Annotated in this window: 12 protein-coding genes; 7 read left to right on the top strand and 5 right to left on the bottom strand. The window is 64.3% G+C overall.

What is annotated here, in order from left to right:
* Nucleotides 1-162: 162 nt before the first annotated feature.
* From infA to trxB, 5 genes are all read right to left on the bottom strand, one after another.
* Nucleotides 163-381 carry a translation initiation factor IF-1 gene (gene infA, locus ABB27_RS01100; RefSeq protein ID WP_005409596.1) on the bottom strand — a complete coding sequence of 73 codons (219 nt, stop codon included), beginning with the start codon at nucleotides 379-381 and terminating at the stop codon, nucleotides 163-165.
* 99 nt (nucleotides 382-480) lie between these two features.
* Nucleotides 481-1215: a leucyl/phenylalanyl-tRNA--protein transferase gene (gene aat / locus ABB27_RS01095; RefSeq protein ID WP_057626376.1), complete on the bottom strand. Its 735-nt coding sequence runs from the start codon at nucleotides 1213-1215 to the stop codon at nucleotides 481-483.
* Nucleotides 1212-2354 (bottom strand): GNAT family N-acetyltransferase, encoded by a 1143-nt coding sequence (locus ABB27_RS01090; RefSeq protein WP_057626375.1) that lies wholly within the window; start codon nucleotides 2352-2354, stop codon nucleotides 1212-1214. The genes aat and ABB27_RS01090 overlap by 4 nt, the downstream gene beginning before the upstream one ends.
* Nucleotides 2351-3232: a metallophosphoesterase gene (locus ABB27_RS01085; protein ID WP_161809590.1), complete on the bottom strand. Its 882-nt coding sequence runs from the start codon at nucleotides 3230-3232 to the stop codon at nucleotides 2351-2353. The genes ABB27_RS01090 and ABB27_RS01085 overlap by 4 nt, the downstream gene beginning before the upstream one ends.
* 38 nt (nucleotides 3233-3270) lie before the next feature.
* Nucleotides 3271-4239: a thioredoxin-disulfide reductase gene (gene trxB / locus ABB27_RS01080; RefSeq protein WP_057626373.1), complete on the bottom strand. Its 969-nt coding sequence runs from the start codon at nucleotides 4237-4239 to the stop codon at nucleotides 3271-3273.
* 289 nt (nucleotides 4240-4528) lie between these two features.
* On the opposite strand from trxB, the gene ABB27_RS01075 reads away from it, so the two are divergent.
* The 7 genes from ABB27_RS01075 (at nucleotide 4529) to ABB27_RS01045 (ending at nucleotide 12366) form a co-directional block, all read left to right on the top strand.
* Nucleotides 4529-6895 (top strand): DNA translocase FtsK, encoded by a 2367-nt coding sequence (locus ABB27_RS01075; RefSeq protein WP_057626372.1) that lies wholly within the window; start codon nucleotides 4529-4531, stop codon nucleotides 6893-6895.
* 93 nt (nucleotides 6896-6988) lie between these two features.
* The gene (gene lolA / locus ABB27_RS01070) at nucleotides 6989-7627 is read left to right on the top strand and encodes an outer membrane lipoprotein periplasmic chaperone LolA (RefSeq protein ID WP_057626371.1); all 639 of its coding nucleotides are present in this window, start codon (nucleotides 6989-6991) and stop codon (nucleotides 7625-7627) included.
* Nucleotides 7628-7752: 125 nt separating this feature from the next.
* Nucleotides 7753-9048 (top strand): replication-associated recombination protein A, encoded by a 1296-nt coding sequence (locus tag ABB27_RS01065; protein WP_083491081.1) that lies wholly within the window; start codon nucleotides 7753-7755, stop codon nucleotides 9046-9048.
* Nucleotides 9049-9084: 36 nt separating this feature from the next.
* Nucleotides 9085-9471, top strand: coding sequence for a fluoride efflux transporter CrcB (gene crcB / locus ABB27_RS01060; protein ID WP_057626370.1), 387 nt, complete (start codon nucleotides 9085-9087; stop codon nucleotides 9469-9471).
* 89 nt (nucleotides 9472-9560) lie between these two features.
* Nucleotides 9561-10601 (top strand): glucokinase, encoded by a 1041-nt coding sequence (locus ABB27_RS01055; protein ID WP_057626369.1) that lies wholly within the window; start codon nucleotides 9561-9563, stop codon nucleotides 10599-10601.
* A gap of 23 nt (nucleotides 10602-10624) precedes the next feature.
* On the top strand, nucleotides 10625-11632 hold the full coding sequence (locus ABB27_RS01050) for a glycosylasparaginase (RefSeq protein ID WP_057626368.1): 1008 nt from the start codon (nucleotides 10625-10627) through the stop codon (nucleotides 11630-11632).
* On the top strand, nucleotides 11629-12366 hold the full coding sequence (locus tag ABB27_RS01045) for a copper homeostasis protein CutC (RefSeq protein WP_057626367.1): 738 nt from the start codon (nucleotides 11629-11631) through the stop codon (nucleotides 12364-12366). The genes ABB27_RS01050 and ABB27_RS01045 overlap by 4 nt, the downstream gene beginning before the upstream one ends.
* The last annotated feature ends 88 nt before the right edge of the window (nucleotides 12367-12454 follow it).

Here is a 12454-nt window from a genome sequence, read left to right as displayed (position 1 = left end):
GCCCGCTCGGCAGGGCAGGGGCCACATGTAATGCCGAGCCATGCTCGGCAAGGGGCTTTCCCGATAACGCCCCTGCCGAGCATGGCTCGGCACTACAAACCTTCAGGCACGCGAAAAAGCCAGCACGATGGCTGGCTTTCCTGCAACGCTCTACTTACCGCATTACTTCATGCGGTAGGTGATACGGCCCTTGGTCAGGTCGTACGGCGTCATCTCAACCTTGACGCGGTCGCCGGTCAGGATGCGGATGTAGTTCTTGCGCATGCGGCCGGAGATGTGGGCGATGATTTCATGCCCATTTTCCAGACGAACGCGGAAAGTGGTGTTCGGCAACGTCTCGCTGACGGTGCCTTCGAACTCAATGGAGTCGTCTTTCGACATGTAGTCCTGTGCGGTTCTGCGGACGGCCAATAGGGCCTAAGGGCGGGCATTTTACGCTTTCGCGGGCAAGGATGCAAAGTTTGCGTTAAGCACTGGTATTCAGGCCAGCGCCGAGGCCGCCAGCTCGCCGTATTGCCGGGTCCAGCTGCCTGTTTCGCCCGGCAACTGCACCAGTTCGCGCACCTGGGCCAGGAACTGGTCGCGCGGCAGGTGGGTGGCGCCCATCGTCAGCAGGTGCGGGTTCTCCACCTGTGCATCCATCAGCGGCCAGCCCCGATCCGCCAGGCTGCGCGCCAAGGCCGCAAGCGCCACCTTCGAGCCGCCGCTGCGGCCGCTGAACATGCTCTCGCCGAAGAACATCCGGCCGATGGCGACACCGTAGATGCCGCCAACCAGTTCCTCGTCATCAAATACTTCCAGCGAGTGCGCGTAACCTAGCTGGTGCAGCTGCAAGTAGGCGGCAAGCATGTCCGCGGTGATCCAGGTGCCGTCCTGGCCGGGCCGTGGCGCCTGCGCGCAGGCCTGCATGACCTCGGCGAAGGCGGTATCGGCGCGGATCTTCCAGCGGCTGTTGCGCAGGCTGCGGCGGAACCGCGAGGACAGGTGTACCTGATCGGTGCGAAACACCATGCGCGGGTCCGGCGACCACCACAGCAACGGCTGGCCCTGCGAAAACCACGGAAAGATGCCGCCGGCATAGGCATTGAGCAGGCGTGCCGGGCTCAGGTCGCCGCCGATGGCCAGCAGGCCATCCGGGTCCGTCAGTGCCAGCTCCGCAGGAGGGAAGGGCGCATCGCTGCCGGTGTCCAGCAGGAAGGGGCCTTTGTTGGTCATTGCGATGGATCTTCCTGTTTGAACGGCGAATGGCGCAGCAGGTCTGCCTCGTAGTGGGCAAGATCTTCGCGCTCGCGGCGGCACCAGTCGCGCGCAGCCTCGCGGAACTGCGGATGCGCAAGCCAATGATGGCTTTGCACCCGGGTTGGCAGGAAGCCACGCGCCAGTTTGTGCTCGCCCTGCGCGCCGGGTTCGAAGCGCTGCAGCCTCTCGCGCAGGCAGTAGTCGATGCCCTGGTAGTAGCAGGTTTCAAAGTGCAGGCCGGGCAGGGCGGCGCCGCCCCAGTAGCGCCCGTACAGCGTATCGGTGCCGCGCAGGCAGAGTGCGCCGGCGATGGGTTCGCCGCCCTGCAGGGCAAGGAACAGCACCAGCTGGCGCGGCATCTGCGCCGCCATGTGACGCAGGAAGGCCAACGTCAATGCAGGTGCATTGCCGTACTCGGCGAAGGTCTGCAGGTAGAAGCCGTGCATTGCCCGCAATTCGTCCGCACTGGCGTCGTCACCGTGACGCGTCACGAAAGTGATGCCGGCCTGCGCGACCTTGCCGCGCTCCTGGCGGATGTTCTTGCGCCGCTTGTGGTCCATCGCGGCAAGGAAGTCGTCAAAGCTGTTCCAGCCGGGACGGCGCTGCCATTGGAACTGCAGATCGTCGCGTTGCAGCCACTGCGCGCCGAACAGCGAGCTTTCATCCGCCAGATGGAAGTTGATGTGCGCCGAGGACAGCGCCTCGTCCTGCACATGCGCAACGATGGCCTGCAGCAAGGCCTGGCGATCTTCGTCGCAGCAGGCCAGCAGGCGCGGCCCGGTAACCGGCGAGTAGGGCACACCGCCCAGCCATTTCGGGAAGTACTCCAGTCCATGGCGTGCGTAGGCATTGGCCCAGGCGTGGTCGAACACGAACTCGCCGTGCGAGTTCTGCTTCAGATAACCCGGCGTAGCGGCGACAAGCGCATCGTCGCGCCACAGGCTCAGGTGCTGCGCCTGCCAGCCCCATTCCGGGCGCAGGCAGCCATGCTGTTCCAGCCCACTGAGGAAGGCATGGCTGATGAAGGGGTTGCTGCCGTCGTGCAGACCATCCCATTGCGAGGCGCTCAACTCGGCAAGGCTGTGCAGGACGCGCAGCTGCAATGGCAGACTCATGGCGACAGTTGCAGTATGTCGATGGTGGGCGGGTTGAACAGGCGCATTGGCAGTCCGATCTCTCCAGCACCACTCGTGGTGAAAACACGTATCGGGCCACAGGCGCCCTGCATCACCTGCTCTCCGCGGTCGAAACCATACGCGCTCGGGATGACCTTGCGATACAGCCAGGGGATGCGGATCTGTCCGCCATGGGTATGCCCGGCGAGCACGATGGCCACATTGCCCGCGCACACCTGCATGGCACTGTCGGGGTTGTGGGCGAGAATGATTGTCGGGCCTTGCAGCGCCTGGCCGCCTTGCAGGAACCGCGAATCATCCCGGCCTGCCCAGCGATCTCCGAGGCCGGCCCAATGCACGCCATTGGCGTCCCTGAGCAGGCGTCCTTCGATGACATGCACGCCGTGCGCGGCAAGTGCGGCACGCAATGGCTTGTCGATGTCTGGGCCGGGTTGCTGCTGGTCGTGGTTGCCGAGCACCGCAAAAGCCGGCGCACGCAGGTTCGCCAATGGTGCGAACAGGTCCTCCAGCGAACGTCCTTGCGGCTCGTATGTCAGGTCACCGGCGATCGCAACCGCGTGCACATCCTGCTCATTGATGCGCTCCACCAGCCGCTCAAGGAAGCGCCGGTCCTTGTAGACACCCAGATGGATGTCGCTGACCAGTGCGATACGGGCAGCGGTGCCGGTGCCTTCCAGCCCGGTGTACTTGATCACGATCATCTGCGGCTCGATGAAGCGTGCCCAGATGAACACCCCGCAGCCGAGCAGCAGCACCGCTATTGCTGCGCGATGCTGCCGTTTGCGCCAACGCCACAGCAGCCAGACGATGGCTGGGAATACCAGCCAGCTGCCATGGAACAGCAGCTGCTTGATCATTACCTTGTCCATTCGTGCTGGCTGGCAGGGAAGGGCGCTCAGGCGCCCTTTTCGTCCAGGAAGCGTTCGGCGTCCAGTGCGGCCATGCAGCCGAAGCCGGCCGAGGTGATGGCCTGGCGGTAGTGCTGGTCGGCCACGTCGCCGGCGGCGAATACGCCTTCGACCGAGGTCATGGTGGCGTTGCCGCCCAGGCCGGAGCGGATTTCCAGGTAGCCGTTGTTCATGGCCAGCTGGCCGGTGAACAGTTCGGTGTTGGGCTGGTGGCCGATGGCGACGAAGAAGCCATGGGCTTCGATATCGCGGGTGCTGCCGTCCAGCGTGGACTTCACGCGCACGCCGGTGACGCCAGCGTCATTGCCCAGCACTTCGTCCACCTGGTGGTGCCAGACGGTCTCGATCTTGCCGGCGGCAACCTTGGCGAACAGCTTGTCCTGCATGATCTTTTCCGCCTTCAACGTGTCGCGGCGGTGGACCAGGTAAACCTTGCGGGCGATGTTGGACAGGTACAGGGCCTCTTCGACCGCGGTATTGCCGCCGCCGACCACGACCACGTCCTGGTCCTTGTAGAAGAAGCCGTCGCAGGTGGCGCAGGCTGACACGCCGCGGCCCTTGAAGGCTTCCTCGGACGGAATGCCCAAGTACTTGGCAGTGGCACCGGTGGCGATGATCAGCGCATCGGCGGTGTACTGGGCACTGTCACCAGTGAGGGTGAACGGGCGCTTGGACAGGTCGGCGGTGTGGATGTGGTCGAACACCACTTCGGTGTCGAAGCGCTCGGCATGGGCCTGCATGCGCGCCATCAGGTCCGGACCCATCAGGCCGTGGGCATCGCCCGGCCAGTTGTCGACTTCGGTGGTGGTCATCAGCTGGCCACCCTGTTGCAGGCCGGTCACCACCAGCGGCTTCAGGTTGGCGCGCGCGCCATAGACAGCGGAGGTCCAGCCGGCGGGCCCGGAGCCCAGAATCAACAGACGGGTGTGCTTGGTCGGGAGGCTGGAAGTGCTCATGTATACTCGCGAAAGTCAGGATTGGTGGCCCGAACGCGACATTCCGCAACTGTCCGGGCAAGCCAATAGAGTGGCGGTCTGACCCCTGTGAATCAAGGCACGTGAATGGAAATGCGCGGCCCGTTGGATACACCTTCGCTGTTTCCTGCATTGCCGCTGCCAAGATCTGGCGGCTTTTTGGCGTTTTCTGTCTGTCAGCCGTACCGCAATGCGCTGCAAGCGGGTGAAACCCGGCGATCTGTCGTTTAATATCAATCACTAACCGTGCATTTTTAAGGTCTGGTCAAAGGTGGCGAAACAGGTCCCGGAACGCGACAAGAGCCCCAAGGCTGCCGCTGATGCGCGCAAGCAGGCGGCTGCAGCAGACAATCCGCGTCGACAGAAGTTATGGCGTGACCTGGCGTTGATCGCGATCGCGCCGGCCTTGCTGTACCTGCTGGCCAGTCTGTTTACCTATTCCCCGACCGATCCGGGCTGGTCACAGTCGGGCTCGGTGGTTGCGCCCGTGCACAACATGGGCGGCAAGGTCGGCGCATGGATTGCCGATGTGCTGCGCCAGCTGTTCGGCTATGTGGCCTACCTGATCCCGCTGATGCTGGCGGCGGTGGCGTGGATCGCCATGTTCGGCCTGAAGAAGAACGACGAGCGTGCCCAGGACGACCTGGGCCCGGCATTGCGCCTGGTCGGCATTGTCGGCTTCCTGATTGGTGCCACCGGTTTCCTGTACCTGCGCCTGCCGCCAGGCGACGTGGCCCGCGCGGGTGGCGGCTTGGGCGTGCTGGTGGGCAAATCGCTGCAGACCGGTTTTGGTCCGGTCGGCAGCAATCTGTTCCTGCTGGTGCTGCTGCTCACCTCGATCACGCTGGCCACCGGCCTGTCGTGGTTTGCGGTGATGGAGAAGATCGGCAAGTGGGTGCTGGCACTGGGTCCGGTGCTCAACAAGAAGAAAGAGCAGGCCAACGAATGGCAGCAGACCCGCGTGCTGCGCGAGGAGCGCGAAGAAGTGCGCAAGGTGGACGCCGAGGTGCGCGCCAAGCGCGAGCCGGTGAAGATCGAGCCACGCCCGGCACCGGTGATCGAGAAAAGCGACCGCGCCAAGCGCGAGACCCAGATTCCGATGTTCCAGGGCGTCAATGGTGATGGCTCGGACATCCCGCCGCTGGCGCTGCTGGACGATCCCAAGCCGCAGCCCAAGGGCTATGACGAACAGACCCTGGAAACCCTGTCGCGGCAGATCGAATTCAAGCTCAAGGATTTCCGCATCGATGCGCAGGTCGTCGGCGCCTATCCGGGCCCGGTGATCACCCGTTTCGAGATCGAGCCGGCGCCGGGCATCAAGGTCAGCCAGATCAGCTCGCTGGACAAGGACATCGCGCGCGGCCTGTCGGTCAAATCGGTGCGTGTGGTCGACGTGATTCCGGGCAAGTCGGTGATCGGCCTGGAAATCCCCAACGTCACCCGCGAGATGATCTTCCTCTCCGAGCTGCTGCGCTCCAAGGAATACGACAAGTCGGCCAGCCCGCTGACCCTGGCCTTGGGCAAGGACATCGCCGGCCGCCCGACCGTGGCCGATCTGGCGCGCATGCCGCACCTGCTGGTGGCCGGTACCACCGGCTCGGGCAAGTCCGTGGCGGTCAACGCGATGGTGCTGAGCCTGCTGTACAAGGCCAGCCCGAAAGACCTGCGCATGCTGATGATCGACCCGAAGATGCTGGAACTCAGCGTCTACCAGGGCATCCCGCATCTGCTGGCGCCGGTGGTTACCGACATGAAGGAGGCCGGCAACGGCCTGCGTTGGTGCGTGGCCGAAATGGAGCGCCGCTACAAGCTGATGAGCGCGGTGGGCGTGCGTAACCTGGCCGGCTTCAACAAGAAGGTGAAGGACGCCATCGACGCCGGCCAGCCGCTGATGGACCCGCTGTTCAAGCCCAACCCGGAGATGGGCGAGGCGCCGCGTCCGCTGGAACCGCTGCCGTTCATCGTCATCTTCATCGACGAATTCGCCGACATGATGATGATCGTCGGCAAGAAGGTCGAAGAGCTGATCGCGCGCCTGGCGCAGAAGGCGCGTGCGGCCGGCATCCACCTGATCCTGGCCACGCAGCGACCGTCGGTGGACGTGATCACCGGCCTGATCAAGGCCAATATTCCGACCCGTATCGCCTTCCAGGTGAGTTCGAAGATCGACTCGCGCACCATCCTGGACCAGTCCGGCGCCGAGGCGCTGCTGGGCAATGGCGACATGTTGTACCTGCCGCCGGGCACGGCCATGCCGGACCGCGTACACGGTGCCTTCGTCTCCGATGAAGAAGTGCACCGCGTGGTTGAACACCTGAAGGCCAGCGGTCCCACGGATTACATCTCCGGCGTGCTGGACGAAGTGCAGACCATGGGCGATGGCGTGGTGGTCGGCGCCAACGGCCTGCCGGAAAGCAGCGCCAGCGCCGGCGACGAATCCGATCCGCTGTACGACGAGGCGCTGCGCATCGTTACCGAAACCCGCCGCGCCTCCATCTCCGGTGTGCAGCGTCGCCTGAAGATCGGCTACAACCGCGCCGCGCGCCTGATCGAGGCGATGGAAGCCGCAGGCGTGGTCACCGCACCGGAACACAATGGCGACCGCACCGTGCTGGCACCGCCACCGCCCAAGCACTGAACGGAAGGGCGGCATTCAGCGACTGATTGCCGCCCATTCAGTTTAAAAGAGGCAGACTCTGCCTCACCACAGACACCACTATCTCAAGCCGCCATGACTGCATTTCTGCGCCACTTCGTTCTCGCTGTTGCCTTGGCTTGCGCCGGCCTTGCCGCGGATGCCCATGCCGGCGCCCGCGATGACCTGAAGTCCTTCACCAATGGCCTGCGTGGCCTCGATGGCCAGTTCGCGCAGCAGGTGGTGGACTCGCGCGGCCGGGTCAAGGAGTCGTCCAGCGGCCGCGTGGCGCTGTCGGCGCCGCGTCAGTTCCGCTGGGAATACACCCGCCCGCACCCGCAGCTGATCATCGCTGACGGCAGCAAGCTGTGGGTTTATGAGCCGGACCTGCAGCAGGCCCGGGTCAGCCCGCAGGGCGATGAAGAGCAGAACAACCCGCTCACCGCCCTGATCAACCCAGCCTTGCTGGAGCAGCAGTACGACATCAGCGAGGAAGCCGCGCCGCGCGATGGCATGCAGTGGCTCTCGCTCACCCCCAAGCGCGATACCCAGGCCAGCTTTGATGTGGCGGCGCTGGGCTTCTCCGGCGGTGGCCTGTCGCGGATGGAACTGGTGGATGCCGTCGGCCAGCGCACCATCATCACGTTCAGCGGCTGGAAGAAGAACCCCAGCTTCGCTGCCGGTACCTTCCGTTTCGTGCCGGGCAAGGACGTCGACGTCGTCGGCGAGCGCTGAACCCAAACCCCGCGTTTTGAGACGAGGGCAGGGGGCCACGCTGTTAGAATGCAGGCGTGGCCAGATCCCGAAATATCTTTCTTGATGAAGCTCCCGCCGACCTGCTGACAGCGGACCGGGACAGCATGCGTCCGCTCGCCGAGCGCATGCGCCCGCGCACCCTGGACGAAATGGTCGGCCAGAAGCGTCTGCTGGCGCCCAATACGGCGCTGCGCCGCGCGGTTGAATCCGGGCGCGTGCATTCGATGATCCTGTGGGGCCCGCCGGGTTGTGGCAAAACCACGCTGGCCTTGCTGCTGGCGCAGTACGCCGACGCCGAGTTCAAGGCGATATCTGCGGTGCTGTCCGGCCTGCCGGACGTGCGCCAGGTGCTGGCCGAAGCGGCGCATCGCTTCGCCGACGGCCGCCGCACGGTGTTGTTCGTCGACGAGGTGCACCGTTTCAACAAGGCACAGCAGGATGCCTTCCTGCCGCATATCGAGCGCGGCACGATCATCTTTGTCGGCGCCACCACCGAGAATCCGTCCTTCGAACTGAACTCGGCGCTGTTGTCGCGCTGCCGCGTGCATGTGCTGGAGTCGGTATCGCCCGAAGATGTGGTGGAAGCACTGCAGCGCGCACTGGCCGACACCGAGCGTGGCCTGGGCGAGCAGGAAATCACGGTCTCGCCCGAGTCATTGCTGGAAATCGCCCGCGCCGCCGATGGCGACGTGCGCCGCGCATTGACCCTGCTGGAAATCGCCGCCGAACTGGCAGCGGGCGAGGGCGGTGAAATCACCCCGGAAACCCTGCTGCAGGTGCTGGCCGACCGCACCCGCCGTTTCGACAAGAACGGTGAGCAGTTTTACGACCAGATATCAGCCCTGCACAAGTCGGTGCGCAGCTCCAACCCGGACGGCGCCATCTACTGGCTGGCACGCATGCTCGATGGCGGCTGCGATCCGTCCTATCTGCTGCGCCGGCTGACCATCATGGCGGTGGAAGACGTCGGCCTGGCCGATCCGCGGGCGCTGGAAATGGCGATCAATGTCTGGAACGCCTACGACCGCATCGGTGCCCCGGAAGGCGATATCGCACTGTCCAACCTGGTCGTTTATCTGGCCAGCACGGCCAAATCCAACGCCGCCTACATGTCCTTGCACGCCGCCCGTGCCGACATCGCCAAGTACGGCACCCAGCCGGTGCCCATGCACCTGCGCAACGCGCCCACCCGCTTGATGAAGACCCTGGGTTACGGGCAGGGCTACCAATACGACCATGACGTCGAAGGTGGTATTGCCCTGGATCAGACCGCGTTCCCCGATGACATGGGAGAGCAGGTCTATTACAAGCCGGTGGAACGCGGGTTGGAGATCAAGCTGAAAGACAAGCTTGACCGCCTGCGCATCGCCCGCGAACAGGCTCGCGCGCAACGCAAATGACCATTGCCGCCCAACCCGTGCCTGGAGCTTGAACCCATGTGGCTTTCCTTTCTGGCCATCGGCGTAGGCGCGGCACTTGGGGCATGGTTGCGGTACGGACTGAGCCTTTGGCTGAACCCGCTGCACAACACCGTGCCGCTGGGTACCTTGACCGCCAACCTGCTGGGCGGCTACGTGATCGGCTTGGCCCTGGCGTTTTTCGCCAGCAGGCCGGAGCTGTCACCGCAATGGCGGCTGTTTGTGGTCACCGGGCTATTGGGCGGCCTGACCACTTTTTCGACGTTTTCGGCTGAAGTTGTGTACCTGTTGCAGCGCCAACAGCTGGGCTGGGGCCTGCTCACCATAGGCCTGCATCTGATCGGCTCGTTGTCGATGACCGCCTTTGGCTGGTGGACCTGGCGTGTCCTGCGGCACCTGACTTGAAGCCGCTTTCAATGCCGCGGGTGATCGAGCATCATGCGCCCACCACAAATCGAGCGTTCCCCGGATATGCAGCAGAAACGGGCAAAAAAATGAGTACTCCGGCGTCGTCAGACGCAGCCCGCACCGATGCAGTCGCAGGTTCGCCCCCCGCAAGCACCATCATCGGCGCCGATGTCGGCGGCACTTACGCCCGCCTGGGTTGGACCCGGCTACAGCCCGATGGCAGCGTGAGCGTCAACGGCTTCCGCAAATACGCCTGTGCCGAGTATCCAAGCCTGGCCGCGATCCTGCGTGACTATGCCGATTGGCTGGCGCGCGAAACCGACGCGCCACCGATCGCGCACGCAGTGGTGGCGATCGCCGGCGTGATGGATGGCGACAACCTGCTCAATACCAATCTGGCCTGGCCGGTATCGCTGGCGGCAACCCAACGTGATTCCGGCCTGCAGTCGTTGGAGCTGATCAACGATTTCGTCGCCGTGGCCCAGGCCATGGCACATGCGGAAGCGGACGCGCTGCACCTGATCTGTGGCGAACCCGAACGGGTGACTGCAGGACCTGCGGTGGTGCTGGGCCCGGGTACCGGTCTGGGTGTTGCCGTCTACCTGCCGGGCGGCACCCCGTCGGTGCTGGCCAGCGAAGCCGGGCACGCCGCATTGGCCGGCTCCAATGCCTTGGAACACGATGTGCTGCGGCTGCTGTCGCAGCGCTACGAGCACATCGACAACGAGCGGGTTCTGTCCGGCCCCGGTTTGATCACCCTGTACACGGCGCTGTGCGAACTGCGCGGCAGCACGCCACGCTGGCAATCGCCGGCCGAGCTGGTGGATGCGGCGCGCAGCGGCAGTGACGTGCTTGCGAGCCAAAGCGTGGACGTTTTCTGTGCCTGGCTGGGCAGCCTGGCCGGCGATCTGGCGCTTACCTTTGGCGCGCGTGCCGTCTATCTGACCGGTGGCATCACCGGCCATTTGAGCGGGCCGCTGCATGCAGGCGGCTTCCAGCAGCGCTTCCTCGCCAAAGGCCGGCTGTCAGCGGCGCTCAAGCACGTTCCCGTCTGGCGCGTTGAGCATGGCGAGCTGGGAGTATTGGGTGCCCTGGCCTGGCACGTGGACAAGCGCACAACGCGCTGAGCGCAACCGAGGAGATTCCAGCGATGACGACCCGACGACAGTTCCTGCAGACGTCCACCTTGCTCGGCGCCTTGGGCACGACGGCGCCCGGGTTGCTCGCATCTCCCGCTGCGCACAACGGCGCGCGCGTGGTTTCGACCTGGGATTTCGGCGTGGGCGCCAACCAGGCCGCGTGGAAGGTATTGGCCGCAGGTGGCAGTGCACTGGATGCGGTGGAAGCCGGCGCACGCTGGGCCGAGAGCGAGCTGTGCAATTCCACGGTGGGCCACTGCGGCAACCCCGACCGTGACGGCGTGCTCAGCCTGGATGCCAGCATCATGTCTGGCGATGGCCGCTGCGGTTCGGTTGCGGCCATCGTCGACATCCTGCATCCCATCACCGTGGCCCGCGCGGTGATGGAGAAAACACCGCATGTGATGCTGGTGGGCGAGGGTGCGCAGCAGTTTGCGATACAGCAAGGCCATGAACGCCGGAATCTGCTGACGCCGGCAGCGGAAAAAGCCTGGCGCGAGTGGCTCAAGACCGAGCACTACGCACCGCAGATCAACGCCGAACGCCGCGGCATTCCCGGCGACAAGGACAACCACGACACGCTGGGCATGATCGCCATCGATCACAAGGGCGAAATGGCCGGTGCCTGCGCCACCAGCGGCATGGCCTTCAAGATGCACGGCCGCGTCGGCGACAGCCCGATCATCGGCGCCGGGCTATATGTGGACAACGAAGTGGGCGCCGCCACCGCATCCGGCATGGGCGAAGAGATGATCCGCAACGCGGCGTCATTCCTGGTGGTCGAGCTGATGCGGCAAGGCCGCTCACCGGCCGAAGCCTGCCGCGAAGCCATCCAGCGCGTGGTTCGCAAACGCCCCGAGGCCAGCCGCACCTTGCAGGTCTGTTTCCTGGCGATGAACCGCAGTGGGGAAGTGGGCGCCTATGCGCTGCATCGCGGCTTTGTGTATGCGGTATGCGACAGCAGCAAACAGGATGCCTTGCTTGAATCAGTCTCGGTGTACACGAGCACGCAGGCATGAGTTCGCCGTATCTGCTGGAAATCGCCTGCAATTCGGCGATGTCGGCGCTGGCCGCGCAACAAGGTGGCGCCAACCGCATTGAACTGTTCGAGAACCTGGAGCAGGGCGGCACGACACCGTCGTACGGCAGCATTGCGGTAGCGCGTGACCACGTGCAGATCCCGCTATACGTATTGATACGACCACGACCGGGTGATTTCCATTACGGACCGATGGAAACGGAGATCATGCTGCGCGACATTGCCCATTGTCGGCAGCTTGGCTGCGACGGTGTGGTGATTGGAGCATTGAATGCAGATGGCGAGATCGACGTAGCGTTGTGCCGCGAACTGGTGCGTGTTGCCGGGCCATTGGACATCACCTTCCATCGCGCCTTCGACGCCGCACGTGATCTGCCTGCAGCACTGGAACAGATAGCCGGCCTGGGCATCAAACGCATCCTCAGCTCGGGCGGCCATACCGGCGCCGCCGAAGGCAGCGCAACGCTTGCCACGCTGGTCAAACAAGCCGGATCACGGCTGCAGTTGATGGCCGGGGCAGGGTTGAACGCCGAAAATATTGCAGAAGTAGCGCGGCAATCGGGCTGCCTGCAGCTGCATGCCTCGGCCAAGGCCAGGCAGCGATCAGCGATGCGTTATCAGAACCCGGCGCTGAAGGGACTGGACAACGATTGGATTCAAACGGAAAGCGCCCAGGTCAGCGCTTTGCGTCAGGTCTTGGATCAGCTGCGCTGAGGCTGCTTTTCTTTGATGCCCATTAATTAAAGTGACGCGCCACTTTAATTAATAAAGTGCGGCCTGAAGCCCGACCGCGTGGTTCAAG

This window comes from Stenotrophomonas terrae, from assembly GCF_001431465.1.
GTDB classification, from domain to species: Bacteria; Pseudomonadota; Gammaproteobacteria; order Xanthomonadales; family Xanthomonadaceae; genus Stenotrophomonas; species Stenotrophomonas terrae.
The sequence above is the reverse complement of the archived record's forward strand: the minus strand, read 5'-3'. Positions and strand labels throughout refer to the sequence as shown.

Bases quoted from the DNA above. Each gene is read 5' to 3' on its own strand.
- infA (WP_005409596.1), bottom strand. From the start codon at position 381: ATGTCGAAAGACGACTCCATTGAGTTCGAAGGCACCGTCAGCGAGACG.
- aat (WP_057626376.1), bottom strand. From the start codon at position 1,215: ATGACCAACAAAGGCCCCTTCCTGCTGGACACCGGCAGCGATGCGCCC.
- ABB27_RS01090 (WP_057626375.1), bottom strand. From the start codon at position 2,354: ATGAGTCTGCCATTGCAGCTGCGCGTCCTGCACAGCCTTGCCGAGTTG.
- ABB27_RS01085 (WP_161809590.1), bottom strand. From the start codon at position 3,232: ATGATCAAGCAGCTGCTGTTCCATGGCAGCTGGCTGGTATTCCCAGCC.
- trxB (WP_057626373.1), bottom strand. From the start codon at position 4,239: ATGAGCACTTCCAGCCTCCCGACCAAGCACACCCGTCTGTTGATTCTG.
- lolA (WP_057626371.1), top strand. From the start codon at position 6,989: ATGACTGCATTTCTGCGCCACTTCGTTCTCGCTGTTGCCTTGGCTTGC.
- ABB27_RS01065 (WP_083491081.1), top strand. From the start codon at position 7,753: ATGCGTCCGCTCGCCGAGCGCATGCGCCCGCGCACCCTGGACGAAATG.
- crcB (WP_057626370.1), top strand. From the start codon at position 9,085: ATGTGGCTTTCCTTTCTGGCCATCGGCGTAGGCGCGGCACTTGGGGCA.
- ABB27_RS01055 (WP_057626369.1), top strand. From the start codon at position 9,561: ATGAGTACTCCGGCGTCGTCAGACGCAGCCCGCACCGATGCAGTCGCA.
- ABB27_RS01050 (WP_057626368.1), top strand. From the start codon at position 10,625: ATGACGACCCGACGACAGTTCCTGCAGACGTCCACCTTGCTCGGCGCC.
- ABB27_RS01045 (WP_057626367.1), top strand. From the start codon at position 11,629: ATGAGTTCGCCGTATCTGCTGGAAATCGCCTGCAATTCGGCGATGTCG.